The 25,763-nt window shown below is 48.4% G+C and carries 19 protein-coding genes; 9 read left to right on the forward strand and 10 right to left on the reverse strand.

Translation table 11 applies throughout. From position 1 onward, the window contains the following. Window positions 1–43: 43 nt before the first annotated feature. Genes PQQ36_RS01505 through PQQ36_RS01515 form a run of 3 tightly spaced genes read left to right on the forward strand, consistent with a single transcriptional unit; the run spans window position 44 to window position 5,198 of the window. Complete coding sequence (locus PQQ36_RS01505; RefSeq protein ID WP_263134256.1) at window positions 44–1,072, forward strand: efflux RND transporter periplasmic adaptor subunit; 1,029 nt, start codon at window positions 44–46, stop codon at window positions 1,070–1,072. Next, on the forward strand, window positions 1,072–2,142 hold the full coding sequence (locus PQQ36_RS01510) for an efflux RND transporter periplasmic adaptor subunit (RefSeq protein WP_072603904.1): 1,071 nt from the start codon (window positions 1,072–1,074) through the stop codon (window positions 2,140–2,142). The genes PQQ36_RS01505 and PQQ36_RS01510 overlap by 1 nt, the downstream gene beginning before the upstream one ends. Beyond that, the gene (locus PQQ36_RS01515; RefSeq protein WP_015727867.1) at window positions 2,139–5,198 is read left to right on the forward strand and encodes an efflux RND transporter permease subunit; all 3,060 of its coding nucleotides are present in this window, start codon (window positions 2,139–2,141) and stop codon (window positions 5,196–5,198) included. Before PQQ36_RS01510 ends, PQQ36_RS01515 begins: the two co-directional genes overlap by 4 nt. A 159-nt stretch (window positions 5,199–5,357) precedes the next feature. Here PQQ36_RS01515 and PQQ36_RS01520 read toward each other — a convergent pair whose 3' ends face one another. From PQQ36_RS01520 to fruB, 4 genes are all read right to left on the reverse strand, one after another. Further along, window positions 5,358–5,933, reverse strand: coding sequence for a porin family protein (locus tag PQQ36_RS01520; RefSeq protein ID WP_015727868.1), 576 nt, complete (start codon window positions 5,931–5,933; stop codon window positions 5,358–5,360). A 276-nt stretch (window positions 5,934–6,209) separates the two neighbouring features. Further along, window positions 6,210–7,937, reverse strand: coding sequence for a PTS fructose transporter subunit IIBC (fruA, locus tag PQQ36_RS01525; RefSeq protein ID WP_273660268.1), 1,728 nt, complete (start codon window positions 7,935–7,937; stop codon window positions 6,210–6,212). A 19-nt stretch (window positions 7,938–7,956) separates the two neighbouring features. Further along, window positions 7,957–8,934, reverse strand: coding sequence for a 1-phosphofructokinase (gene pfkB, locus PQQ36_RS01530; protein WP_273660269.1), 978 nt, complete (start codon window positions 8,932–8,934; stop codon window positions 7,957–7,959). 9 nt (window positions 8,935–8,943) lie between these two features. Beyond that, a complete protein-coding gene (gene fruB, locus PQQ36_RS01535) occupies window positions 8,944–10,086 on the reverse strand; it encodes a fused PTS fructose transporter subunit IIA/HPr protein (protein WP_273660270.1) in 1,143 nt (380 codons plus the stop codon). A 457-nt stretch (window positions 10,087–10,543) separates the two neighbouring features. Between fruB and cra the strand changes: the two genes are divergently transcribed. Beyond that, window positions 10,544–11,524, forward strand: a complete 981-nt coding sequence (cra, locus tag PQQ36_RS01540) for a catabolite repressor/activator (protein ID WP_224635256.1) — start codon at window positions 10,544–10,546, stop codon at window positions 11,522–11,524. A gap of 25 nt (window positions 11,525–11,549) precedes the next feature. On the opposite strand, the gene PQQ36_RS01545 is transcribed toward cra, so the two are convergent. Continuing rightward, window positions 11,550–12,518, reverse strand: coding sequence for an endonuclease/exonuclease/phosphatase family protein (locus tag PQQ36_RS01545; protein WP_273660271.1), 969 nt, complete (start codon window positions 12,516–12,518; stop codon window positions 11,550–11,552). A gap of 12 nt (window positions 12,519–12,530) precedes the next feature. After that, a complete protein-coding gene (locus tag PQQ36_RS01550; RefSeq protein WP_243356843.1) occupies window positions 12,531–13,343 on the reverse strand; it encodes a substrate-binding periplasmic protein in 813 nt (270 codons plus the stop codon). 145 nt (window positions 13,344–13,488) lie between these two features. On the opposite strand from PQQ36_RS01550, the gene PQQ36_RS01555 reads away from it, so the two are divergent. Beyond that, a complete protein-coding gene (locus tag PQQ36_RS01555) occupies window positions 13,489–14,043 on the forward strand; it encodes an RNA-binding S4 domain-containing protein (RefSeq protein WP_045619572.1) in 555 nt (184 codons plus the stop codon). An 88-nt stretch (window positions 14,044–14,131) separates the two neighbouring features. Here the strand turns inward: PQQ36_RS01555 and PQQ36_RS01560 are convergent, their stop codons facing one another. The 3 genes from PQQ36_RS01560 to PQQ36_RS01570 form a co-directional block, all read right to left on the reverse strand. Continuing rightward, on the reverse strand, window positions 14,132–14,959 hold the full coding sequence (locus PQQ36_RS01560) for an EAL domain-containing protein (protein ID WP_243356842.1): 828 nt from the start codon (window positions 14,957–14,959) through the stop codon (window positions 14,132–14,134). A 322-nt stretch (window positions 14,960–15,281) separates the two neighbouring features. Continuing rightward, the gene (gene pyk, locus PQQ36_RS01565; protein WP_273660272.1) at window positions 15,282–16,751 is read right to left on the reverse strand and encodes a pyruvate kinase; all 1,470 of its coding nucleotides are present in this window, start codon (window positions 16,749–16,751) and stop codon (window positions 15,282–15,284) included. A gap of 76 nt (window positions 16,752–16,827) precedes the next feature. After that, a complete protein-coding gene (locus tag PQQ36_RS01570) occupies window positions 16,828–18,207 on the reverse strand; it encodes an MFS transporter (RefSeq protein WP_015727878.1) in 1,380 nt (459 codons plus the stop codon). 278 nt (window positions 18,208–18,485) lie between these two features. Here PQQ36_RS01570 and PQQ36_RS01575 point away from each other — a divergent pair, with 278 nt between their 5' ends. From PQQ36_RS01575 to PQQ36_RS01585, 3 genes are read left to right on the forward strand one after another with little or no spacing between them, the layout of a single operon-like run. Beyond that, complete coding sequence (locus PQQ36_RS01575; protein WP_040110726.1) at window positions 18,486–19,787, forward strand: ABC transporter substrate-binding protein; 1,302 nt, start codon at window positions 18,486–18,488, stop codon at window positions 19,785–19,787. Next, entirely contained in the window at window positions 19,788–22,151 is a 2,364-nt protein-coding gene (locus PQQ36_RS01580) for an ATP-binding protein (RefSeq protein WP_108694274.1), read from the forward strand. Beyond that, a complete protein-coding gene (locus PQQ36_RS01585; protein WP_225494486.1) occupies window positions 22,141–23,409 on the forward strand; it encodes a sigma-54-dependent transcriptional regulator in 1,269 nt (422 codons plus the stop codon). Before PQQ36_RS01580 ends, PQQ36_RS01585 begins: the two co-directional genes overlap by 11 nt. Window positions 23,410–23,469: 60 nt before the next feature. Here PQQ36_RS01585 and PQQ36_RS01590 read toward each other — a convergent pair whose 3' ends face one another. Continuing rightward, window positions 23,470–24,618: an iron-containing alcohol dehydrogenase gene (locus tag PQQ36_RS01590; protein WP_040110729.1), complete on the reverse strand. Its 1,149-nt coding sequence runs from the start codon at window positions 24,616–24,618 to the stop codon at window positions 23,470–23,472. Between the two features lie 123 nt (window positions 24,619–24,741). Between PQQ36_RS01590 and PQQ36_RS01595 the strand changes: the two genes are divergently transcribed. After that, a complete protein-coding gene (locus tag PQQ36_RS01595; protein WP_040110730.1) occupies window positions 24,742–25,620 on the forward strand; it encodes an AraC family transcriptional regulator in 879 nt (292 codons plus the stop codon). Window positions 25,621–25,763 lie beyond the last annotated feature (143 nt).

Raw genomic sequence — 25,763 nt, forward strand, 5'->3', positions numbered from 1 at the left:
GCGCAAACCCCAGATAACACGCACGTCTGTCGCTGTTGTGGTGATGCTTGGTCTATCAACACTGCTGACGGGCTGCGACAAAGCCATATCGGAGCCTGCCGATCCTCTGATCAAACCCGTTAAGTTACTGGCGGTGGACGATCTGAGCGTTGCTGAATCGGATGCCTTTTTAGCGCGAATCGACGCAACGTATCGCGCTCAGCTTTCTTTCCAAGTGGGCGGTGAAATTAAGCAATTGTTGGTCAAGATGGGGGAAGAGGTGAGCCAAGGTGATGTTTTGGTGACGCTTGACCCGAAAGATTTGCAATTGGCACTTAACGCCGCTCAGGCGCAATACTCACTGGCGAAGACGGAATGGCAACGCGCTAAGCAACTGTATGAGAAAAAACTCGTCAGCGCCGATAGCTATGATCAGCAAGAAACCCAATACAAAGCGGCGCTCGCCAATTGGGAGCAAGCCAAAACCGATCTCAGTTACACCAAAATTCACGCGCCTTTTGATGGCGTGGTTTCTTACACCTATGTCAAACCTCATCAACTGGTGGCGGAAAAACAAGAGATCCTCAATCTTATTGACAACAGTGTGTTGGATGTGTCGTTTGCACTGCCTGTGACCTATGTTGAATCGCTTTCTCTGGCGGCGCTCAAACATGCTGAGATATGGGTGACGATGGACAGCGAACCCAATAAGCGCATTTCTGGTCAGTTTAAAGAGATCTCAACTCGACCAAACCCAGACACAAACAGCTACCAAGTGATCGTCACCATCGACAGACCAGAAGATCGCAATTTGTTAACGGGAATGACGGGGCAAGTCCACATTGCTAAGCAAAACCTCTCCAGCGCGGTGATGCTGCCAAACACCGCGTGGGTGACAAAACAGGCCTCGCAAGGAGAGGTGTGGGTGATGGACAGTGAGACGCAGCGAGTCAACAAAGTGACGCTCTCTTTAAATGCTCATGGTGGCGTGGAATCTGGCCTCGACAGCAACGACTACGTGGTCATTGCGGGTGTCGAGCGTTTGGTGGAAGGCCAAGTCGTCAAAGCGTGGGTACGCGAGGAGGGTATCTAATGAAACGTCCTTTATTACTACTTTCAGCAATAGCGTTGGCCGTGCTGACAGGGTGTGATTCCCAGCCACAGTCGTTTAATGAGCAGCCATTGTACGTTTCAACCGTTTCTGTTGATGCGCCTGTTAAGAGCCTGTATCGCACCTTTAAGGGGCAAGTTGTGCCCGCCGAGCAAACACCGATCGCCTTTCGCCGTGCAGGAGAAATTCAGCATGTATTGGTCAACGCGGGCGATCTCGTCAAGCAAGGTCAGATGATCGCTAAGCTTGATGACAGCAAAGAAAAACAAGCAGTGAACGATGCACAAGCGCAATACAACTTGGCGATTCGTCAGCTGAAACGTGGTAACGAGCTCTACGCCAAACGGATGATTTCTAACGCGGAGTTAGATGCGCTCACGGCGAGCAAAGCATTGGCTGAAGCCAATTTTTACAACGCAACAAACCAACTCAACTACACCCGATTGTTTGCCCCGTTCACCGGTAAGATCTCGGACGTGTACAAAGAACGTTTTGAGCGCGTCGCGATTGGTGAACCGATCGTCAGTTTGTATCAAAACGACAAGGTGTACGTGCGAATTGAGTTGTCCGACAACGTGTTAGCTTTGGTGAACCCGAACACACAAAGTATGGATTACCAGCCCCAAGCGACGTTTTCTGGCGTGCAGAAAACGTTCGCACTCAATTATTTGGAACACACCAGTGAACCGAATGCGCAAACCCAAACTTACCAAATGTACTTATCGATGCCACAGCCGTTGCAGCAAAGTGAGATCCTGCCTGGTACCAGTGTCAGCGTGCTGGTTGATATGGCGGCAGCGGGCATTACCGCCATTGATGGCTACACCATTCCGATGACAGCACTGCAAGCGGGAAGTCATGAAGGGGAGTTCTTTGTTTGGAAATTAAATGGTGACGCGGTCACTAAAGTGCCCGTGGCCATTGAACAAATCCACGGCGATGGGGCGATTGTCTCATCGGGAGTGGCACAAGGTGATGTGTTGGTGAACTCGAATTTACGCAAGTTGCGCGAAGGCAAACACGTGGATGTGGTAGAGAAGGAACAAGAATGAGCATTGCGGAATATTCCATCAAGAACAAAGTCATCAGCTGGCTGTTTATCGTTATTCTCGCCATTGGCGGGGTCACGTCATTCTTAGAATTGGGGCGTTTGGAAGACCCTGCGTTCACCATTAAAGATGCGATGGTCATTGCTACGTACCCGGGCGCGACGTCGAAAGAGGTTGAAGAAGAGCTGACTTATCCGCTCGAGAAAGAGATCCGCAAGCTGCCTTACATCGATAAGATCACGTCCACCTCATCGAATGGTCTGTCGCAGATCATGGTGAGCATGAAGATGGATTACGGCCCTGATGAGCTGCCACAAATCTGGGATGAGATGCGCCGTAAAATCAATGATCTGCAACCCTCGCTACCGCAAGGTGTTCAATCTCTGCAAATTATTGATGATTTTGGTGACGTATACGGTGTGATGCTGATGCTCACGGGCGACGATTACGATTATGTGGAACTGAAACGCTACGCTGACCAACTGACTCGTGAGCTTGAACTGATTGATGGTGTGGGCAAAGTGGACATCGCAGGCGATCAACAAGAGCAACTCTTTGTTGAAATCTCCCTCGATCGCCTTGCGGCGCTTAACCTTGATATGAACGTCATTTCCGGTTTACTCAATAAGCAGAACAACGTGGTCTCTGCCGGTGAAGTGATGGTCAATGGCGAGAGTTTGATGATTCGCCCAAGCGGCACGTTGAACACCGTCGACGCGCTTGAAAATCTGATCATTCATGGCCGCGATACTGGGAATCTTATTCGCTTAAAAGACGTGGCGACCATTACCCGCGGCATTCAAGAAAAGCCCGATAATGTGCTGCTGTTTAACGGTAAGAAAGCGATCAACATCGGCGTTTCATTTGCTTCAGGCGTGAATGTGGTGGAAGTGGGCCAGCGTATTGAAACGGAACTGGCCAGCCTAGAAAGCATCAAACCAGCAGGCATCGACATGAGCTACTTCTACAATCAGGCACAAGAAGTGGATGATTCAGTGAAAGCCTTTGTGATCAGCCTAGCGGAAGCGGTGGCAATCGTGATTATTGTTCTGCTGTTCACCATGGGGCTTCGTAGTGGGGTGATCATCGGCTTGGTGTTGCTGCTGACGGTATTTGGCACATTTATTCTGATGAACCATTACGACATTGAACTGCACCGAATCTCGCTAGGGGCGTTGATTATCGCCCTAGGTATGCTGGTGGATAACGCCATTGTGGTGGTGGAAGGGATCTTGGTGGGCCTAAAGAAAGGGCGCACAAAAATCCAAGCCGCGACCGACATTGTGAAACAAACTCAGTGGCCATTGTTGGGGGCGACCGTGATTGCCATCACCGCGTTTGCGCCGATTGGCTTATCACAGGACGCAACGGGTGAGTTCATGGGGTCGCTGTTCTGGGTTTTGTGTTTCTCGCTATTCTTAAGCTGGATCACCGCTATCACGCTGACCCCGTTTCTGGCGGATCTGCTCTTGAAAGAGCAAGACAAAACGCTCGCTGCCGATGAAGAAGACCCATACAAAGGTTGGTTGTTTGTCGCATTTGGCGCGTCGCTAAAGTGGGCGTTGCGTTTTCGTTGGCTGACGGTCGCAGGCATGGTGGCCTTGCTCGTTGGCGCGGTAGTGGCGTTTGGTAATGTTAAGCAGCAGTTCTTCCCGCCATCGAACACGCCGATGTTTTACGTGGATATGTGGATGCCAGAAGGGACGGACATTCGTGAAACCATGAAGCAAGCCAGTGAAGTGGAAAGTTACATTCGCCAACAAGCAAACATCGACTTTGTATCAGCATCGATTGGTCAGGGTTTGCAGCGATTTGCTTTGACCTATGAGCCGGCCAAGAACTACGAAGCGTATGCGCAATTTCAAGTGCGAACAACGGATCGCGACACCATGTTTGTGCTGCTTAACGAACTGGATAGCCGCTTAGCCAAAACCTTTGATAAGCCAACCTTCCAATTAAAGCTGATGGAGTTTGGCCCATCGCCGGCATCTAAGATTGAAGCGCGCATTACTGGCCCGGATCCGCAAGTGCTTAGAGCGTTGGCGGTTCAAGTGGAAGACATTCTCCATACCGATCCGGGTGCTCGTAATATACGCCATGATTGGCGTGAGCGAACGAAGCAAATCGTGCCGATTTTCAACGAATCGAAAGCGCGCCGTTTAGGTATCTCAAAAGAAGATTTGTCGAGCACCTTGCAGATGAGTTTTGGTGGCAGCACATTGGGTCTACTCAGAGATGGCACACATATTTTGCCGATTATGGTGCGATTGCCAGAAACAGAACGAGTGGACTTTGAATCGCTACAAAACGTCAGCATCTGGAGCCCATCGTTGCAAAGCTACATTCCGGTTGATCAAATCATCGATGGTGTGACTTTAGATTGGGAGGAGCCGTTAATACAACGTCGCGACCGTAAACGCACGTTGACCGTGTTGGCTGACCACGATGTGCTAAGCGAGGACACGGCAGCAAGTTTGTTTGCCCGCGTGCAACCTAAAGTGATGGCGCTGCCTATCCCACATGGCTATGAAATCACGTGGGGTGGGGAATACGAATCATCGAAAGATGCGCAAGAAGGGCTGTTTGGTTCACTGCCAATGGGCTATTTGTTGATGTTCATCATCACCATGTTGCTTTTCAATTCGTTCAAAAAACCGTTGGTGATTTGGTTCACGGTGCCGCTGTCTATCATTGGTGTGGCGTTTGGCTTGTTAGCCACCAACATGCCGTTCAGTTTTACCGCTTTTCTTGGCCTGTTGAGCCTTAGCGGTATGATTCTAAAAAATGGCATTGTGTTGCTGGATCAGATAAATCTGGAACTAGATTCTGGGAAAGATCCGTATCTTGCCATCATCGACAGCGCGGTGAGCCGTGTTCGCCCTGTCAGCATGGCGGCATTGACCACCATACTTGGTATGATTCCGTTGGTGTTTGATGCGTTCTTTGGCTCTATGGCCATTACTATCATGGCCGGATTGGGTTTCGCGACGGTACTAACCTTAGTTGTCGTGCCCGTTATGTTTGCTATTTTGTTTGGCATCAAGCCAGCAAAGTCTTAATCCGACTTACCAATGGCACAATTTTATCGATAAAAAATGGGGCAGTGTGACTGCCCCAAATCGTTTTTCCGCATTGTTTTTGCTTTCTTGTTCCGTGTAAGAATCAGAAATTGTTCTTTTATGCGGTTTCCTAGCTTTCAACTAAACGTTGTTGAAGGCTTAGAACTTGTATGACACACCTGCGTAAAGTGAACCAAGCACGATGTTGATGTCATCACGTGGGCCGTTATCGAACATAAAGCTGTCCACTTCGTAGGCTACGCGGAAGTTGAGGTTTTCAATTGCTTTTGGTGAGTATTCGCCACCCACACCAGCGCGGAATGAGGTTTCTGTCTTTGATAGAGGACCAAAATCGAGTTCAGTGCGGCCAAGGCCCACTGTTGCAAAAGGACGCCATCCACTATCAAAGGTGTAACCAAGATTTGCCATCAACGCGATGCTTTCTGGTTTTACCATGTGGCGGTCTGCGTCGTCTTTACTGTAAATATCGCCGTAACGCGTGTATTGCGCTTCGATTGCCACAATGCGGTTGAACTGGTAACCACCGTACAGTTTGTACGTTGAATCGTTTGATTTTAGGTTTAAATCGTTTGTGCCCACACCATCGTCGAATGCGGTTGTCGTACCGATACCACCACCTAGATAGAAACCAGAAACATCTTTCTTCTCGATGTCGTTGGTGTTTGCCTGCGCAAATGCAGAGACAGCAGCTAACAAAAATACAGCTTTTTTCATTTTGTAATTCACTCTGTTATGTTCAATAAAACGGTGTGCATTATAAGGCGCGACTTATGCGATACAAGTCTTATTATTGATACAAGTGATAGAAAGGTTGTTTACATCAATAACCTCCGCACCCTACGCGACGTATATTATAAGTTGCTGATTTAACTGAAAAGTATTGATATGTATGGTTTTGTCATTACGGACGAGGTATAAAAAAACACCTCCGCAAGGGAGGTGTTGAAAGCCAAATTCGAGGGGGAACTGGCATCAAGGTAAGGATAAAACTTAGGCCGTTGCTGCTTCTTTTGCTTCAGCACGATTTTTCAGGAAGGCATAACCAAAACCGGTTAATGCAGTACCTGCTGCGATAGCGACTAGGTACATCAGTACTGGAGTAATCGCGTTTGGAATCAGCAGTACAAACAGACCACCGTGAGGTGCCATCAATTTAGCACCAAACAGCATGGATAGGGCACCGGTTAGTGCGCCACCAGCCATACAAGCAGGGATGACACGCATTGGGTCTTTCGCTGCAAAAGGAATGGCACCTTCAGAGATAAAGCATAGACCAAGGACAAAAGAGGCTTTGCCTGCTTCGCGCTCGCTTGGTTCAAACTTGTCTCTCGCTAGGAATGTCGCTAAGCCCATACCCAGTGCAGGTACCATACCTGCCGCCATGATGGCTGCCATTGGTGCATAAGTTTGAGAAGCCAGTAGACCAACACCAAAGGTGTAAGCCGCTTTGTTTATAGGACCGCCAAGGTCGAAACACATCATCGCGCCAAGAATCACACCCAGCAGCACTGCGTTCGCAGAGCCCATGTTGTTGAGGAATTCTGTCATCGCGGACATGATGCTGGAAACCGGGCCACCTACGATGTAAATCATGGTGAGACCAGTGAACAAGCTCGCAATGAACGGGATGATCAAAATCGGTTTGAGCGCTTCCATTGATTGTGGCAGTTGCACTTTATCTGCAATGAATTTCGCTGAGTAACCGGCAATAAAGCCCGCCGCGATACCGCCAAGAAAACCCGCGCCAGTTGAGCTTGCCAACATACCGCCAATGAGACCTGGTGCCAGACCTGGGCGATCTGCAATTGAAAACGCGATGAAGCCAGCAAGAACGGGAATCATCAGTGCGAAAGCGGAGCCTCCACCGATGGTCATGAGTGCCGAAGCCAATGTACCTTCTTCTTTAAACGCTTCGATACCGAAAACGAAAGAGAGAGCGATGATCAAACCACCTGCCACGACCACAGGAAGCATGTGAGAGACGCCCGTCATCAGGTGCTTATAAACGCCTTTTTTCTCTTCAGAAGCGTTGCTGCTACCAGCCGAAGCAGTGTGTTGATAAACCGTTGCTTGAGCGAACGCTTTGTCCATCTCTTCGCCTGTTTTCTTCAATGCTGGGCCTGTCTTGGTGCGGTACATCAGTTTGCCGTTGAAGCGATCCAGTGGCACTTCGATGTCTGCTGCAATGATCACCAGATCCGCATCAGCAATTTCTTGCTCGGTTAGCTGGTTTTTCGCGCCCACAGAACCGCGCGTTTCCACTTTAATTTGGTGGCCACGACGTTTGCCTTCTTCCTCTAGAGCTTCTGCCGCCATAAAGGTGTGTGCAACGCCCGTTGGACAAGCCGTGATGGCGACAATTTTCTTCGCCGCAGTTTGCACTGTTGGTTGAATGCCAGCGCTGGCTTGCAGCAGTTGCGCTTTCTCGACCGCGCTTTGTAAAAAGGCGTTGGCGTCGCTGGTGACCGCGCTGATCTCTGAGCGATACAGTTTTTTGCCAACGAAACGACTTTCATCGATAGGGGTATTGGCAGCAATCACAACCACATCCGCGTCCGCAATTTGCTGCGCAGAAAGTGGTGTGGTTGGCATGACGCTCGATTGACATTCAATCGATGCATCCCAGTTGAGGCTTTTCGCTGCTTGTTCGAGTAATCCCGCAGCGATAATGCTGTTTGCTACGCCGCTAGGGCAGGCAGTAATAATCGCAATTTTCATAGTAGTAACCTTATGTCTCTTAGCTTGCGATAGCAGAGTTCTGCACGTCGTCAAGCGATTGAACTTGCGTTCTTTGTTGTATGCTTTCCAGCTCTTGCTGGCTGGTTAATCCCACGCCAACCTGCGAGACCGCCATCGCGGACAGTGCAGTGGCAAATTTCAGTAAATCCATTTTTGGCATTTGTTGCATGTGGCCCCAGCATAAGCCGGCCACTAAGGTGTCGCCTGCGCCAACGGTGCTCACCACAGACATTCTCGGTGGCATGGCGCGTAGCCATTGACCGTCATGAAGCCACATCACACCGTCCGCCCCCATAGAGACAACGATGTTGGCGATGCCTTTGTTGGCAAGGCTCTGTGCAGCATGCTGGCATTCGTCAGCGCTGTGCAGTGCTTTTCCCACGAACTCGCTGAGTTCTTCGTCATTGGGTTTGATTAGCCAAGGTGCGGCGTCGAGTCCCGCTTTTAGCGCGGCTCGGCTGCTGTCAAACAGCACTTTCTTGCCTGCATTTTGCAGTAACGCTATCCACTTTGCGCACTGCTCAGGCGTCACGCCTTGAGGTAGGCTGCCTGCAAACACAAAGTAATCGTGATCCGTCATCAGGCGAGTTAAGCGCTGCTCAAACTCAACGATGTTTTGTTCGTTCACCGTGACGCCAGGGAAGTTGATGTCATTGACTCGGCCATCGGCTTCGACCAATTTGACGTTGATGCGCGTTGCACCTTCGACGCGCACAAACTGATCGCTTGCACCGATATCGGCAAACAGTTGGCTAAACATTTCAGGGTTATCTTTGCCAAGAAACCCTGTCACAGTGACTTGTGCACCGAGTTCGCTCAACACCTTCGCGACGTTTACCCCTTTGCCAGCCGCGTGCAAGCTGCTGTGATTCACAAGGCTGACTGAGCCAATGTTTAACTGCTCTAATGATCCTGTTAGATCCAGCGCGGGGTTCAGCGTAATAGTGACAACTTTGTTGGTCATTTGAGTGGTCATAGCAGCACCTTAACCTTCACCAAGACCAGAGGCGATCGCTGCGCCAATTGCTTCAAGTGCTTGAGAAGCATCTGGGCCTTCCGCGGTAAATTGCAACTGGTGACCGTGTTTCACGCCAAGCGCGATTACTTTCATTAAGCTTTTCGCGTTGACGACTGAGCGGTCGCCATCTAAGTTTGCCACTTTGATGGTGGATTCAAATTTCTTCGCTTCTGCCACTAACATGGCACCAGGGCGCGCATGCAGACCGTGTGCGTTTTTGATTTTAAATACCGCGGTATTCTCGGACGTTGCTGGCTCTTGAGAGGTATTGGCAACGCTTTCCCCTGTCAGCATGGCAATCACTTGTTCGGCATTCGCGCTGAGTAACGTCTCTTGCTGACCTTGATAAACCAGTTGAGTTAGGTTGGTGAGTATCGCTTGGTGCGCGTTGTTGCAAGCGCCAAATGCCAGTAAGCCTTTTACGGGTGTGCCTTGATACTCACAATCGTTCGCAGTCGTCACAAACGACACGGCAGTACGAGTGACGCTGGCATCGCTCCCAACAAGCCACAAACCTTTGCCCAGATGCGTCGGGGTTTTGGTGACGAGCTCTGCCACAAATGGGCTACCTGCATTGCCGCTGTTTTTAATCAAACCACCGGCAACCGCGCTCATCTGGATCATGTCGCTGGCAGGGAAGAGCAGTTGGATGCTGGCGGCATCAAAGTCGGCTTCAAGTTGAACTTCGCCATTCAACAAAGCAATGATCTCTTGTTTCGTTGTGGCGTGCTGCAAACGCGTTTCTACGCCGTCTGCACTGAGCACTTTAGTCAGTTGCTTGAGAATGCCTAAGTGTTCGTCGGATTTCGCCGCGATACCAATCGCAAGGTAAACCTTGTTGCCATCGCCCCAATCGACGCCGTGAGGAAAGTGATGTACGGCCACCCCGGTGTTTTGCACCAAATCGCGCGTGTCAGTCGTGCCATGAGGGATGGCAATGCCATTACCCAAAAATGTGGAGTTTTGCGCTTCACGGTTGAGCATACCTTCGACGTAACCTTGCTCAACTAATCCTTTTGCGGTGAGAGCGGCAGCGATGCTTTTGATCGCATCAAGTTTGTTGTCGGCGCTCTGCTGGAGCGTAATATCTGATGAAGTTAATTTGAGCATGTTGCCTTCTTAGCGTATCGCGTCGTCATTTCTCTCGGTTCAACCTGTTTCTCTACGGTGTGAGAGGTCTTCTTTGTTTAAGAAGTCTGCTTTGCTTAACAGACTGTCTTTGCCTAAAAACGTCTTTGGTTAAAAGCAGACCCTTAGATTTGGAGCGTTAAGCACTTTCACAGCGTTGCTTAACTGTTGCTTAACTTAAGCTGAACCGATTCAGCAATTGATTTAAAAAAATTCAGCAAACGGCACTTTTATTTACAACGTGGACACGGCCAACGAGTTCAATACCGAGAATGCTGTTCAATTCGACAAAATCATTCAATTAGGTGATGTATGTCTATTTGCAGATTTTGCTGAATCCTTTCAGCTTTTATACTGAATCGATTCAGCGTATAATTCAACAGACGCTAAGATCTGGAATTCGAATCTATGATCAGGCGCACAGATTAGGGTAGGTAATATGACACTGGATGAAATAGCCAAGTTGGCAGGTGTTTCGAAAACAACGGCAAGTTATGTGATCAATGGTAAGGCGCAAAAATACCGCATCAGCGAAAAAACGCAGATGAAAGTGATGGCGGTGGTGGAGGAATACAATTTTCGTCCCGATCACGCAGCATCGTCACTTCGAGCAGGAAACTCGCGCTCGTTTGGTTTGATCATTCCGGATTTAGAGAACACCAGTTACGCACGCCTTGCTAAGCTGCTTGAACAAAATTCACGTAAAGCGGGGTATCAAATCCTGATTGCCTGTTCGGATGATGATCCTGAAACAGAGCGCAAGGTCGCCGATGCTTTAGTGAGCCGACGCATTGATGCACTGTTTGTCGCAACCAGTATGGCGGATGCCAATGAATTTTACCTGGCGATGCAAAAGTCAGGTACACCCGTGATAGCGCTTGACCGTCCGTTAGACGATGAATTCTTTAGTTGTGTGGTCAGCGAAGATTTTGGTGCTGCGTTTGAGCTGACATCGTCTTTAATGAGTGACGAGATTCAAACCGTGGGGTTGATTGGCGCATTGCCCGAGTTGAATATTTCACGTGAGCGCCACCAAGGTTATCTCTCTGCGGTGAAGAAGATGGGTAAACAAGCACAATCGGGCTACGGTGAGCACTTTTACCGCGAAGAGGGCTACCGCATTATGCACGCCTGGCTGTTGGCAGACACCATTCCGGATGCGATTGTGACCACCTCGTACACCTTATTAGAAGGGGTGTTGGATGTGCTATTGGAACAACCGCAACTGGTCAATAAAGTCAAACTGGCCACATTCGGTGATAACCGCTTGCTGGACTTCTTACCGTTTAAAGTGAACTCACTGCCGCAGCAATTTGAATTGATCGCCGACAGCGCGCTGGAGTTGGCACTCAATGCCTCAGCGAAACGCTACAAACCGGGCGTTGAATTGATCCCACGTAAAATTGTGCGTCGCTTTTAAATCTCATCGCGAGGCAAGCTAGTGATTAGGCGTCCAACGCATCGATCGTAACAGCAACAAACGCATGGTCACTAGCAAATTGGTCAATCTCAAAACTGGGGTTGACCAGATGTTTATCCCAAACGACAAGATGGGTGATTTTGCCCCTTTGCTGCGCGTTTTGTTGAGCAAATTCTTCAGAGAGCAGCAGATAATCGAGAATCAAACCTTGGCTGCCATGATAGTGAGTCGCCTTTTGCGCTTCATCGGTGAAAATAGGCTGTTCGCGTAGCCAATCACGCACGTCTTTCAATAAGGGTGTATTGCTTTCATCAATGAGCGGCTTAAGCTCGGTACTGTTTATGTTGGCGTTAAAATCGCCCATAATCACCATCGGACGAGCATGGCTGGCGTAAATTTTCTTGATGTATTGGCTGAGTAGCACGGCTTCCCAACCACGTTGCACGGTGGATAACCAACTGCCAACCGGATCAGAAGGTGGCGTATCATCCGCTTTTTCGATCTGCTGCGTTTGCCATCGGGTTGGGCGTTGTGATTTAAGGTGCAGAGTGATGACATCGCATAGTCCAATGATCGGCATTTCAATAACCGCGTGCAGGGGCAGTCGACTAAATTCTTTACTTCCAGTTACGCTGTCACTATTTTCAGAATAATCCCCAAAGCAATCCTTAAAGCGAACCAAACGGCTTTCAATCACTGGCCAACGAGAAGCTATCGCCAAGACGGGTTTGGAATAGATAAACTCGTCGGTGACATGAGGCGTATCTAGGCAGACAAAATATGGGTAGCCAAACTCGCTCGTCAGAGTGTTGAGCGCGTCCGGACTGAACACTTCTTGAAAGGCAACCACATCTGCGTTCATTGCTTGTAATTGCTGTGTGAGCCAAGTGGTTTTCTTGTTCCACTCGTTGTCGGTGAGAATGTTGCTGAACTCGTAATAGGCTCCAGGAGGAGCGAGAAAATTAAATAGGTTGCAACTGGCAATGGTAATCAAAATGCGGAATTCCTAGTCGACGTAACTTCTGATGACTTGCTCCACAATGCCCGAACCTTGAAGACGTTGCAATATTTGGTCGAACTGTGTGGTAAAACGTTCTTTGAAAGGAAATCGCTCAGCGTAGGCACTGTAGCCCAAATAACCATACTCTTCGCTAACAAACGCTGCCAGTGGGAAATACTCCGAGTGGTCGATGCGCCCTACGTCTTTTAGGCGTTTAATTTCCCACGCGATCGAAAGGCGATCATTGATATAGCAATCGACGCGCTTAGCGCGCATTTTCAAGATGTTTTCTTGATTGTCTTTGGCTTCTTCGATCTTGAGTTTGCCATCATGCGCGGCCATCCAAAACGCATCACCTCCAATAGAAAATGCTGCGTTTATGCCTATGGTCAACCCATAAAAGTCTTCTGGCCATTTGGCTAACTCAGCGACGTTTTTTAACATCACTTCGTTGTGACAGTAAACCACCACTTGTTCTTTGAGAATCGGCTTAGAGTAAGGGTGAATATAAGGGCGTCGATTCTCATAATAGTAGGGCGGAAAAAGGGCAAAGCCTTTCCCGGTTTCCAACAGTCGTAAACCGCGCACAAAAGGCACGGGTTTGATGGTTACACGATATTGAGGCATCTGATCAAAAACGTGTCTGAGAATATCAGGATAGATGCCAACGGCATTCCCTTGGATTTGGTAGCTGTATGGGGGATAGGCATCGTCGCTGTAAATGGTGACGGGAATGACTTCCTCGCTGGCCATAAGGTGAGCAGCATTTAGGTAGAGTACACTGACCAAGGTGATTTTCGCTTTTGTGCTGATTTCCATACCACAACCATTTGCTCTTACCGTTCTATAACTTTAGCTTACTTGGCCTTAAGGGGGACAAATCCTTGCTGAAGAAATCGTAATAGTTATTTCTATTTGTGGTTTGAGGGTTTAAACTGCGGCAAATTTTTTGCGAGGTACCCCCATGAGCCAAGAACACCTAAGCCAAGATCACGAATACGAAGAAGAGCAGTTTGGTGAAGAAATTGAAATTGAAGCCATTGGCGTCGAAGTTTCCGTTCAGCCTATCGAACTCTACAAAGTATTTAAGATCGCCAATCTAGTCAGTGGTGGTGGCGAAGCAAAACATGTGATTGCTGAAGGGTATGTGGCCGTGAATGGCGAACTCGAAACCCGCAAACGTCGTAAAATGTACGATGGTGATTTCTTTGAATTCAACCAAGAGTACTATGTGGTCGTGTGTGACGCGCCTGTTACCGAACCTGAAACCGAGCAAGAGAAAGCCGACAAGAAAACGCAAAAACAAGCCCAAGCTGCGCGTAAAGAGAAATCTCGCCAAAGCAAAAATGCCAAACCCAAAGGCACTGGTCCAAAATCAACTGGGCGAAAAGCCGCACATAAAGAGCGTAAAGCGCAGAAAGAAGCCTTGTCACAGTCAGCGAAGAAAGGCCAGAAAGCAGAAAAGCCTCAAGCGACGCGCGATCCGAAGAGTGGCCGCAATTCGATCGATTTCTTCTAACCTTGTCGGGTCAGTAGCTAAACGAAAAAGCCGCAATCGCGGCTTTTTTGAATCTTGGGCTTCTTGCTTCTAGCGGTGACGCTCTCAGCTAGCGATGATCATCGTCAACCGCTAAGGAGATAGGCTGCGCTGCCCAGTAGTCGATCTTCTCAGGGCGACCAAAATGATAGCCCTGATAAAATTCCAGCCCCAGTTCACGCATGGCTTGATACTGTTCTTCTTCCTCAACCCCTTCCACAATCACTCTGGCACCAATACGTTGTGCAAGGTTGAGTGCGTGAAGTAACTCCTCTTGTTGCCCTGCGCAATAACTTAATAGATAGCCGCGGTCGATCTTTATCAAGTCGGGTGTCAGTTCAACGGCGCGTTTTTCATCGGAATGGCCGGCGCCAAAATCATCAATCGCAAAGTGAAAACCTTTGGAACGCAGTACTTTCACGGCTTCGCGTAAATCGTCGTTCTGATAGCAAAGCTCTTCAATGACTTCAAAGGTGACATCAGACGGTGCCATACCAAGTTGTTTTAGTCGGCGAAATAAGAGGCTTCTGTCGACGTATTCGAGGTCTTTGGTCATGGTGATCAAAGAATTGGGCATCACGTTAAGAAAAAGCTTCACACCTTTCGCCGTGTAGTGCTTAGAAAAGTTGCGAATGTGAATGGCACGAGAGAGAAATTCAACCGAAAGAATGTATTCATCACTGTGATTAGGATCGGCAAAGAAACGATCTGGCCGGATGAAATTCTGTTTCTCGTCTTGAATTCTCAACAAAGCTTCAAAGCCAATAAGTTGCATTAACTGATTGAATATTGGTTGAAAAACGCTCGAAAAGGTCAGGTTGTTTAGCCGCATTATGTAATCACCATCGTCCTTTTGACGAATGTACTGCTCGTAGTCTGATTGAGTGATTAACTGCATATTCACAACCCTAAAGAATATCTACTGAAAAATGTAACACTTTGATCAACTGAGTAAAGCAACAAAACAACTGTGGTTTATCGCGAACGCGTAAATTTGATTTGCGTTCAAAAATCATAGGTCGTTTCTAACTTAGTACATAATAAAATTTGACCAAACGCGAGACTGAATGCCATTTTATTTAGGGTTGTCACAAATTTGAGGCGAAATATTTTTAGAAGCGAAAAAAGCAAAGTGGATAAGGGACGCTAGATGCAAAAAAAGGACCTGCCGAAAAGGCAGGCCAAGATCCCTGTGGAGCAGGAGGGGGGTGATTAAATGGTTATGCCGCAATGGCGGTTGTTATGGGTGTTTCGTTTAGGTTTAGTAAGCGGCAGACATTCATATCGCCCACGCCTTCAACGGATTCTAACTGGGTCATCATGATGGATGAGATTTGCTTCTGTTTGGCATCAGCACCCAGTAGGCTGATGAGTTGATGCGCAATGTCACCGCGTTTGTCCAAAGTGGGTAGATAAACCGGGGTTACGCCGCGCAGAATCGCCAGTTTACGTAGCAATTCAGGTTTGTTCGAGACCGCCCAAATGGTTGCTTGGCTTTGACAACGTGACATCAATAGTGGCGTTTCACCATGTTGAGTCACGATAGCGACCCCAAGATCTTTGTGTACTTTCGTTGCCGAGATCATCGAGGAGAGAGCAAAGCTCTTGCCCGCGTCGTTACACAGGTGGTGCAGCTTATCCCAACAGCCTTGTGCACAACTGGTTTCGTGTTCGACACCTTGTGCAATTCGAACCATGGCTTCAACCGCTTCAACTGGGTACAAGCCCGCCGCTGATTCAGCAGAGAGCATTACTGCGTCGGTGCCATCGAGTACCGCGTTGGCAACGTCTAAAACTTCTGCACGTGTTGGTAATGGATTCTCGATCATCGATTCCATCATTTGGGTTGCCGTGATAACTGGTTTGCCTAAGTACTTCGCACGAGCGATCAGCGCTTTTTGTACGCCAGGCAGGCGCGCGTCACCAATTTCCACGCCCAAATCGCCACGTGCCACCATAATGACGTCGGAGGCACGAATCACACCATCCATCGCTTCTTCGCTGGCAACCACTTCAGCACGTTCTACTTTCGCGACGATGTGTGCGTGACAGCCTGCTTGCAGAGCAAGGGAGCGAGCGTATTCGATATCGTCAGCGTTACGAGGAAACGACACGGCAAGAAAATCTGCTTTTAGTTCGGCCGCGGTAAGAATGTCTTGCTTGTCTTTGTCGGTTAACGCGGGGGCGGAAAGACCACCACCGAGTAAGTTAATTCCTTTACGGTTTGAGAGTTTGCCCCCGTTCAATGCAATGGTGTTAACTAGGCGAGTTTGCGTATCAACGGCCGTTACTTCGAGCTGGATACGACCATCGTCAAGCAGCAGAATATTGCCGACTTGCAGGTCATCGATCAGCTCTGGATAATCCAAACCGACGCGTTCTTGCGTGCCCGCTTCGCGGTCGAGTGTGCCGTCGAGCATGAAAGGATCACCTGCTTTGAGCTGAATTGAGCCTTGCTCAAAGCAAGCGATACGAATTTTTGGACCTTGTAGGTCAACGAGTACGCCAACGCTGACGTTAAGATCTTGCGCGATTTCACGTACCATTTCAGCACGGGCAATGTGCTCTTCAGCGCTGCCGTGCGAAAAGTTTAAGCGCACTACATTCACGCCCGCTTGGATGAGTTGAGTGAGTTTTTCGCGTGTTTGACTGGCTGGGCCGAGCGTAGCGACGATTTTGGTTTTACACATCTTCAATTCCTATAACGACGAGACTAAAAAAGGGGTAAGAGAAACAGCAGGAGCTTTCGCCCCTGCTCAATGAACATTAAGAAGCTGTGCGTGTTTGTAGCTTTTTGTCTTGTTCTTCGTCGATATCGACCACTTTCTTCGCATTCCATACCGTCAGTGCGAGTAGAACCGATACCACACCAGCGGCAAGCCAGAAGTACTGAGCGTTACCAAAGTCGTAGTGTTTTACGCCATCGACTTCAGTGATGGTGATCAGAGATGCAGAGATAAGCTCTTGAGCTGACGCTGCAATGTAAGAACAGAGACCAATCAAACCTTTTACCGCACCAACCGCGTTTTTCGGCATCAGGTCACAAGCAATCAGACCCGCAAGGAATACCACTAGACCACCGATAGAGAAGCCGATCATGCTCAGTGCCACTGCGTCGATAACACGGTTATCTGGGCCAAAGAACATCAAACACATACCGGCAATGTTTGCCAATCCGTACAGTAGGTTAGGGATGTTACGGTTACCTTTGAACACTTTATCTGAAAGGATACCCGACAGAATCGCACCCGCTAGACCCGCCGTTGGGTACATTGACATGGCAAAACCTGCGTCAATCAGTGAGTAACCTTTTGTTTCTTGTAGGAACAATACCGCCCAAGAAGACATCGCGTAGCGAGAGATGTACATCGCCGCACAAGACAGGGCAATCAGCCATACCACAGGTTGTTTTAGGATAAACATCTGCGCACGACGTGTTTCTTTTGGATCGTTCGCTTTCTTGATTTCGGTACCTTCGCCAAACGCAGTACCTGGATCTGGCAAGCCGTAAGTTTGTGGACGGTCTTTCAGTACTTTCAGCATGATCAATGCAGCAACGACCGCAGCGATACCCGCGCCAATGAAACCTGCACGCCAGCCGAAGTAGCTCACTAGTGTCGCCGTTAGGATCCAAGTGATACCTTCACCGATGTTACGTGAACCACCCCAAATGGAGTAACGGCTACCACGCTGTTTTGGCGAAAACCATTGGTAAAGCGATACACACGAAGGTGCGGAACCCACTGATTGGAACCAACCGTTTAAGCCCCAAAGCAGAACGAAGAAGAAGCCAACGGTGTTCATCCCCATCACAACCGAGAGTACACCCGATACCAGTAGGGAACACGACATAAAGCGGCCAATGTTGGCGTAGTCAGATAGGAAGCCGTTTAAGAACTTACCGAAGGCGTAAGTGAAGAAGAACGCCGAACCCATGATACCGAGTTCTTCGATGGTCACGATGCCCGCATCGAGCATGGGCTTTTTCACAACACCCAAACTCATTCGTACTACGTAAAAGACGGCGTAACCAAAAATAAGGCCTAAGAATACCTGCCATTGGTAGCTCTTGTAGCGCTTTAGCATTCCCTCGTTGGAGCTGTCTGATAACGGCGCATCCGGACGAGTTTTAAAGAAATTAAGCATGATTGCTCTCCATGTAAATCAACAAAAATGTGTTGTCGGGAGCATGATGAATCGGCCCGTTCATCCGTACAAAAGGGCGTTTTTGGGGCACATTTGACCCAATTTGTTTTAAACGATGAGTCAAAAGTGAACCTAACCGCATAACGTTTGCTGTTCGATTGCTGATAAAATTACTAGCAAGAAGGGAAAATTGCGTCAGTAGTGACTCAGTCAGGGTTTCAAGTGATTTTCAGTAAAGTGTAGAGTTTTGATTGAACGCACAATTTTTAAGGTTATCGATGGTGAGTAAAAAGCGATTTGCCGTGTTAGGTCGGTTTAGTTGGTTGTTTAGCTTGGTCTGTTTTGGTGCCAGTGCGGCATCGACGGACAAAGAGATCGTTGTATTGACGACGTTTTCCCAAGAGCCGTTGTCCATCCTAATTGATGAGTTCAAGTTGCGTCACCCTGATGCAGAAGTTCGTTTTATTCACCGTCGCAGTGAATCGAGTATCCAACTGCTGGGCAAAACCTATATGCAGGATATTGACTTAGTTTTGAGCTCGTCGCCGTTTCTGATGCAGAAACTTTCTGAGAGTGAGCGCCTTGGTGATGTTGCTCAGCACGAAACCCTACCAAGCTGGATGTCGCCTTATGTATTGCCTCCTCAGCAGCAGGTACTGACTATTGGTTATTCGGGTGCTGGTATTGTGTGGAATCGCGATTACCTGCAAGCACACCAACTGAACATCCCTGAGCGGTTTATCGATCTCACCCGTTCTCAATATTTTGGTCACATCACCATGAGTACGCCAAGTCGCTCTGGCACGACACAAATGATGGTAGAAAGCATCCTAAGTCGATACGGTTGGCAGGATGGCTGGCGCATCTTGATTAACATTGGTGCCAACTTAGCGACCATCTCTTCGCGCAGCTTTGGCGTGAGCGACTACATTGCAAAAGGGCAATTTGGTCTCGGCCCAACCATCGATAGCTATGCTTTGTTGATCCAGCGAAAATTTGACCATGTCGGCTTTGCGTTTGAATCGGATTTTACTCTGATGCCGACGTACATTGCCAAAACGCAACGCGCCAGCGCCGATCCTTTGGTGGACGATTTTATGGCGATGCTGCTTTCTGCTCCAATGCAAGCGTCGTTAGGCAAAAACAGTTTCGCCAAATTCTCTTTGCATGATACCGAGCGCAAAGATGGTGATCACCCGGCATTGAACATTAGCGCGATTATGCAAAGAGAAGTGCTGACCAATCGCCTGTTTGATTTGGCCATCACCAAGCGCCTACCTGAACTAAAAGACACGTGGCAAACCATTATTCAACTGCGTAAGGCGTACGCCGATAACCCTGCTGTGTTAACGCAGCTCGAGTCTATTCGTCAACTTGCCTTTGATATTCCAGTGAGCGAAGCAGAGGTGCTAGAAGTGAGCAAGCAACTGGCTCTCTCTTCCCAGCAAGAGATGACGGACGATGGCTATGCTCAGGCTGTGATGGCGGAGTTTAGCCATCGTGTCAGCGGCGCGCTTCATCGCCAATTAGCATCAGCAAATCAACGTTTGCAAACGCTAAAAAAGCAGGGTGAAGAATAGATGCGTAGATACAACACCATTGGGGTAAAACTGGTCGCCGCGTTTACTGGTAGTACCTTGCTGTTGACTCTCGTTTGTGTCATTGCGTGGATGACTTGGAATCAGCTCGATCTGCGAGTCAGCGGGTTGTTGGAAGAAAACGTGCCGCGCTACAACGCCAGTTATTTGCTTGAGAGCAAAAGCAGTGAAGTGCGACGTAAAATCTCTCAGATCGAACGAGTAACAAGCAAAGTTCAACTCGACAACCACTTACTTTCCTTGAGTAAGCAATTAAGCGATACCAAGCAGATTGTGGAACGCGTGCAACGCGCCGACGAAGCCACGCATGACTCGCTGAGTGCCCTTGCTGAGTCGTACACCTCGCTCGCGAGCAGTATTGACCTCTATGGTTATCTGGTGTCTAAACGCATTGATGCGCAGCGAAAAATTGATCTACTGAAAGAGCAACTTGATTGGATTCATCAAGACATCCGCACCGAACTGATGCCTTTACGCCAAGAGATAGATTGGCAGATGTCACGTAATCAGAAACAGGCCAAAACCGATGCGTTACTTAAACAGCTGAACGTGATTCAACAGGTATTGGATCTCGAATCCACGATTTACGAATTGGCGTTAGATGTGGTGAGCGCAACGCAGTTGGGGCATGTGAATAACGGCATGAAAGTGATTCAGTATCGTACCGAAGAGCTTCATCGTTTGAGTCAGCCCATTTTTGAATGGCCATCGTCTATCGCATACCAACAGTTAGTCGGTGAGTTAACGACCTTGCTGCAAATTGAAGGTTTCTTGCACCAGCAACTGCTCGATTACGTTTCCATCCGCGAGAGAATTGAAGTGCAGCAGCGCGATATTGATCGCCAAATCGGGACGATTCACAACCAAATTGGTGGCATCGTTGCGTCGGCAGATAAAGCATTTTACGAAGTTAAACAGGACACCACTGAGATGGTTAATGTGGGTAACCGTGTTTTGCTCATCTGCTTTGCGGTGTCGATCCTCACCAGTTTGATTTTGGCATACTACTTCATTTATCAGCGTATCGTGGCACGTTTGGCCAATTTGAGTAACAGCATTGATGCAATCATCAATGATGATTTACACCATCCCATTCGTGTTGACGGCAACGATGAGATTGGCCGCTTAAGTGCCAAGCTGATCGAATACGGGGACAAAGTGAAAGAGATGCAGCGAACCAACGCCCTGAGCTTAATCAACAACACCAGCGCCAGTCTGATGACCGTCAGCTTGGGTGGCTGGGTTGAATCGGCGAACGTTAGCGCTAGACGCTTATTGGATCTAGACGACGCCATTACTGAGTTGCCGATTTGGTCGGCGTTTCCTGAGCATTGGTTTGAGGCGTTACGCGCACAATTTAATACAGATTCCACCTTAATGCGCGAGTGCCGAAGTGAACTCACCATGTCATTGGCTGATGATCCTTATGGGCGTTTTTTACATTGCGAGTTCAGTTTATTTACTCACGGTCATTGTGAAAAAGTGATCATCACCATCACCGACGTAACCGAACAGATTCAGGCGAATCGCATCTTAGAGCAAAGAGTGGCTGAGAAAACCCGCGATGTGACGGAGCGAAATCGCCAGCTCAAGCTGGAAATTCAAGAGCGTCAAAAAGCGGAATCGCACTTGAAGAAAACGCAATCCGAGCTGATTCAAGCGGCAAAAATGGCGGTGGTAGGGCAAGCGATGACCAGTTTGGCGCACGAGTTAAATCAGCCGCTTAATGCGATGTCTACCTATCTTTATAGCGCCAATTTGTTTAACCAGAAGGCGGACAGTGAACAGGTCGCAACGTCATTAACGCACATCGAAAGCCTCAAAGAGCGCATGAGTAAAATCGTCAATGGTTTGCGTCACTTTGCGAAGAAATCGGATGGCGAGCCAACGTCAGCATCGATAGAACTGCACGATGTCGCAGAGCACTCAATGTTGCTCGTTAACACGCGAGCCAAAAGGCAGCAAATTCAAATTCGCAACCAGTTAGATAAAACCCTGATGGTGCAGGGCAGCTTGGTCGCCTACGAACAGGTACTCATCAACTTGATGGTGAACAGTTGCGATGCGTTGAGCGAAGCCAATGGTGCAGAGCGTGTGATTGAACTGTGCCATTTGTATTCCACGCAAACGCACCATGCGATTGCGGTATGCGACAACGGTAAGGGCTTTGCGCCGGACATTGTTGATCGCCTCTTTACCCCATTTACGACTACAAAAGAAATCGGTCTCGGACTTGGTATGAACATCTGTAAATCAATCATAGAAAAATATAACGGAAACATTTACTTGGCTTCCAACGCAAAAGGTGGAGCCATGGTGGTATTGGAGATGCCTCATGACGATTAATCAATATGATGTGCTTTTGGTTGACGATGATCAGGATGTACTCGACTCGTACGCGCATCTGATGTCCATTTCTGGTTTGACCGCGAAACTGGTGAACGATCCGACGCAAGCGTGCCAATATCTCACTGAAGATTGGCCCGGTGTAGTTTTACTCGATATGTATATGCCACAAATGCATGGCATGGAGCTGCTGGCGCTCATCAAAGAGATTGATGAACACATTCCGGTGCTGGTCATCACTGGGCATGGCGATATACCGATGGCGGTGGACGCACTGAAAAAAGGCGCTTGTGAGTTTTTTGAAAAGCCGATTTCTCCGCCCGATCTGCTCACGAAAGTGAAATCGTATCTCAAGGAGCGCCAAGCTTACACCGCGCAAAAGAGCAACGTGTCGCAGTCTGTTGGCAAAGCACTCGTCGGTAAGTCGGCGCAAATTGAGCAAATTCGTCAGCACGTCGCGCGATTTGCTTTGATCAACACCAATGTGGTGATATGTGGCGAATCGGGCTCAGGCCGTCACAGCATCGCTCATCTACTGCATGACATGAGCCAGCCGCGTAAAGATCAAACGTTGGAAGAGCTGTATCTCACCGCTGACCACGACAAAGAGGCCATCGCGCGCTATTTCCATGGCGGAAGCGTGGCTACTTTGGTGATTGAGAACGTTCAATCGATGAATGAAAAGACGCAGCGAGAATTTGTCCAACTGCTGTTAGCGCAAGAGCGTGGCAGTGCCAGCAAAACGCGGGTGATCACCCTGTTTGACGCGAGCCCAGAACAGCTGATGTCGGAAAATCAGTTGTTACCCGAGCTGTACTATCTGCTCAATCAAGGGGCGATTCAAGTGCCGAGCTTACGCCATCGGCCGGATGACATCGCCGCTATTTTCCATCACTTTCTTAAGCACAGTTGCCAGAAATTGGGTAAGCCGATGCCCGCCGTTGATTCGAGCTATCTTTCGTTGTTGCGTAATCATCAGTGGCCAGGAAATGTGCGTGAGTTAAGAAATGTCGCAGAGTTGTATGCCATTGGCATTGTCAAACTGACAGGGAAAGAGCGGCTGGTGAACCAAAACGAGCTTCAATCACCATTGGATACGCTGGTGGACGATTTTGAAAAGCAGATCATTGAAGATGCGCTGTTTTTGCATTCCGGAAAAGTGACGGAAGCAGCGGTGTACCTGCAGATCCCGCGTAAAAAGCTCTATTTGCGCATGAAAAAGCACGATATCGATAAGGATAACTACAAATCGCGTTAAAAAAATCCGGCATACGAATGCCGGATTTTTATTAGTCTTGAGTGATAGACGTGAAGGGGATCAGGCGATCGCCTCTGCAAGGATCTTACGAACTTGCTCTGGTGTCACGCTTTGGTTTTCTGTCAGTGCCACCATGCCATGATTGGTCAGTTGTGTGACCACCGCTTCGATCGCCTCTTCTTTGCTCTCTTTATGCTCAGTGAGTTTTGTTGAGACATCAAGGGAATGATAGAAGGCTTCGATAGCATCAATCGTACGCTCTGCTAGCTGCTCGCCGTTTTCTAAACCAAAGACCTCACGGCCCATTTGCTCTAACTTCGCGCGTTTGTGCTCAATTTGATTGCGAAGCAGAGAAGGCTGAACAATGGCGAGCGATCGCGCATGATCCACGCCCCAAAGTGCCGTCAGTTCGTGGCCAACCATGTGCGTCGCCCAGTCTTGAGGGACACCTGAACCAATTAAGCCGTTAAGGGCTTGGTTTGCTGCCCACATCAGGTTTGCGCGCCATTCATCACTGTCACGCTCTGCAAAGCGATCACCGAGATTTTTCAGCGTTTTCAACAATGCTTCTGCGTAGGCGTCTTGCACCATCGCACCGGATGGGCGAGTAATGTACTGTTCACAAACGTGTACCCAAGCATCAACGATGCCATTGAGTAGTTGTTTTTCAGGCAGTGTTTTCATCACGTCTGGGTCCATTACAGCAAAGGTCGGTTGAACGTAAGGGCTCAAGAACGCGAGTTTGTCTTGGGTTTCAGCCTTAGTAATGACTGCGCCAGAGTTGGACTCTGAACCTGTTGCCGGAAGTGTTAACACCGCGCCCAGTGGTGTTGCTGACGTAACGTGATGCTTACCGGTGAGGATGTCCCAGCCATCACCGTGGTAATGGGCAGATGCCGCTACGTATTTAGAACCGTCGATCACAGAGCCACCACCAACAGCGAGAATAAAATCGATGTTGTCTTCTTTTACGATAGCCACTGCTTTGTCCAGTGTTTCTTTGGTTGGGTTAGGTTCAACGCCGGAAAATTCTTGCCAATGATAGCCGTCTAGAGCCGCCACGATTTGATCATACACGCCGTTTTTCTTAATTGAGCCGCCACCATAAATGACGAGCACTTTTTTCTCAGGGGAAATCGCTTGAGTAATCGCTTGGATCTGACCTTGGCCAAAGAAGATTTGCGTAGGGTTGGAATAAGTAAACTTCATTGTTAACCTCACATCGTTATTGGAGTTGTGTTCGTTGTGTGCATAATAGTACTGTGAGTTTGATATTTATAGCCTCAAAACTCTAAATTAAATGCCTATTACTACAAAGTGAGAGTGTGCGCTATGGAAACCCTTGCAGAACTGATGCAGCGATACGTTGATGTCAAAGGCCTTGAAAAGCTCGAAGAGATCATTCCTACCGACATACCTGGGGTTCGTTTTTATCGAAGCAGCCGAGGTAATCCACGGCACCCATTTGTTTATCAATCTGGAATTATTGTACTCGGGCAGGGTTACAAAAATATTCATATTGGTGATCATGCTGTGTGCTATGGCGCAGACGATTATTTGGTGGTGGGGGTGCCAATGCCGCTCGAATGTGAAGCGTTTGCGGATGACGATAAGCCTTTGCTGGGGATTTCTGTTGATGTACCAATGGTTTTGCTGCACCAAATGGTTCAGAAGCTAGAAAAGCACGGCTACCAAAATATTTGCAGTGGCAAAGAAGAAAGCTGCGGCTTGAAGTCGGTGAAAATGGAAGCGAGCATGCTTAACGCTTGCAAGCGCTTAATGCGCGGATTGTGTGATCCTCTTGAAACTGAAGTGCTAGGCCAATCATTACTAGAAGAGGTGGTTTATCGTGCGTTACTGAGCCCTAAAGGCTATGTGCTGTTTGAGCTGGCACATGCTGAGGGCAACTATTCGAGAATCGCACAAGTGCTGGATAAGGTTCACCAAGACTACTCGGAGCCATTGACGGTGCAAGATCTTGCCTCTAAAGCGAACATGAGTATTTCCGCCTTTCATACCGCTTTTCGTAGCGTGACGCTGGAGTCTCCGATTCAATACATCAAGAAAGTAAGGCTTAATAAAGCTCGGGATCTCATCAAGTTAGAGGGAAAGCGAGTTAATGATGCCGCACGTCTAGTGGGTTACAACAGCACTTCACAATTTAGCCGTGAATACAAACGCCATTTCAATGAAACGCCGAAAAGTGCATAAAAGTGTGTCAATCAAATGAATGAGATTGTAAGTGGCATTCTTATATATAAAACAATTTGCACAAATATTATGCCGATATTGAAGCGATATTTAGTGACATATTTTAAAAATTAAGTATTTATCGGTAGTGAACGCGATTTATT

Source organism: Vibrio sp. CCUG 15886, from assembly GCF_028570825.1.
GTDB lineage: Bacteria > Pseudomonadota > Gammaproteobacteria > Enterobacterales > Vibrionaceae > Vibrio > Vibrio vulnificus_B.

What these genes read in the sequence shown, in the direction of transcription:
- PQQ36_RS01505 (WP_263134256.1), top strand. Translation starts at nt 44, where the DNA reads ATGCTTGGTCTATCAACACTGCTGACGGGCTGCGACAAAGCCATATCG.
- PQQ36_RS01510 (WP_072603904.1), top strand. Translation starts at nt 1,072, where the DNA reads ATGAAACGTCCTTTATTACTACTTTCAGCAATAGCGTTGGCCGTGCTG.
- PQQ36_RS01515 (WP_015727867.1), top strand. Translation starts at nt 2,139, where the DNA reads ATGAGCATTGCGGAATATTCCATCAAGAACAAAGTCATCAGCTGGCTG.
- PQQ36_RS01520 (WP_015727868.1), bottom strand. Translation starts at nt 5,933, where the DNA reads ATGAAAAAAGCTGTATTTTTGTTAGCTGCTGTCTCTGCATTTGCGCAG.
- fruA (WP_273660268.1), bottom strand. Translation starts at nt 7,937, where the DNA reads ATGAAAATTGCGATTATTACTGCCTGCCCTAGCGGCGTAGCAAACAGC.
- pfkB (WP_273660269.1), bottom strand. Translation starts at nt 8,934, where the DNA reads ATGACCACTCAAATGACCAACAAAGTTGTCACTATTACGCTGAACCCC.
- fruB (WP_273660270.1), bottom strand. Translation starts at nt 10,086, where the DNA reads ATGCTCAAATTAACTTCATCAGATATTACGCTCCAGCAGAGCGCCGAC.
- cra (WP_224635256.1), top strand. Translation starts at nt 10,544, where the DNA reads ATGACACTGGATGAAATAGCCAAGTTGGCAGGTGTTTCGAAAACAACG.
- PQQ36_RS01550 (WP_243356843.1), bottom strand. Translation starts at nt 13,343, where the DNA reads ATGGAAATCAGCACAAAAGCGAAAATCACCTTGGTCAGTGTACTCTAC.
- PQQ36_RS01555 (WP_045619572.1), top strand. Translation starts at nt 13,489, where the DNA reads ATGAGCCAAGAACACCTAAGCCAAGATCACGAATACGAAGAAGAGCAG.
- PQQ36_RS01560 (WP_243356842.1), bottom strand. Translation starts at nt 14,959, where the DNA reads ATGCAGTTAATCACTCAATCAGACTACGAGCAGTACATTCGTCAAAAG.
- pyk (WP_273660272.1), bottom strand. Translation starts at nt 16,751, where the DNA reads ATGTGTAAAACCAAAATCGTCGCTACGCTCGGCCCAGCCAGTCAAACA.
- PQQ36_RS01570 (WP_015727878.1), bottom strand. Translation starts at nt 18,207, where the DNA reads ATGCTTAATTTCTTTAAAACTCGTCCGGATGCGCCGTTATCAGACAGC.
- PQQ36_RS01575 (WP_040110726.1), top strand. Translation starts at nt 18,486, where the DNA reads ATGGTGAGTAAAAAGCGATTTGCCGTGTTAGGTCGGTTTAGTTGGTTG.
- PQQ36_RS01580 (WP_108694274.1), top strand. Translation starts at nt 19,788, where the DNA reads ATGCGTAGATACAACACCATTGGGGTAAAACTGGTCGCCGCGTTTACT.
- PQQ36_RS01585 (WP_225494486.1), top strand. Translation starts at nt 22,141, where the DNA reads ATGACGATTAATCAATATGATGTGCTTTTGGTTGACGATGATCAGGAT.
- PQQ36_RS01590 (WP_040110729.1), bottom strand. Translation starts at nt 24,618, where the DNA reads ATGAAGTTTACTTATTCCAACCCTACGCAAATCTTCTTTGGCCAAGGT.
- PQQ36_RS01595 (WP_040110730.1), top strand. Translation starts at nt 24,742, where the DNA reads ATGGAAACCCTTGCAGAACTGATGCAGCGATACGTTGATGTCAAAGGC.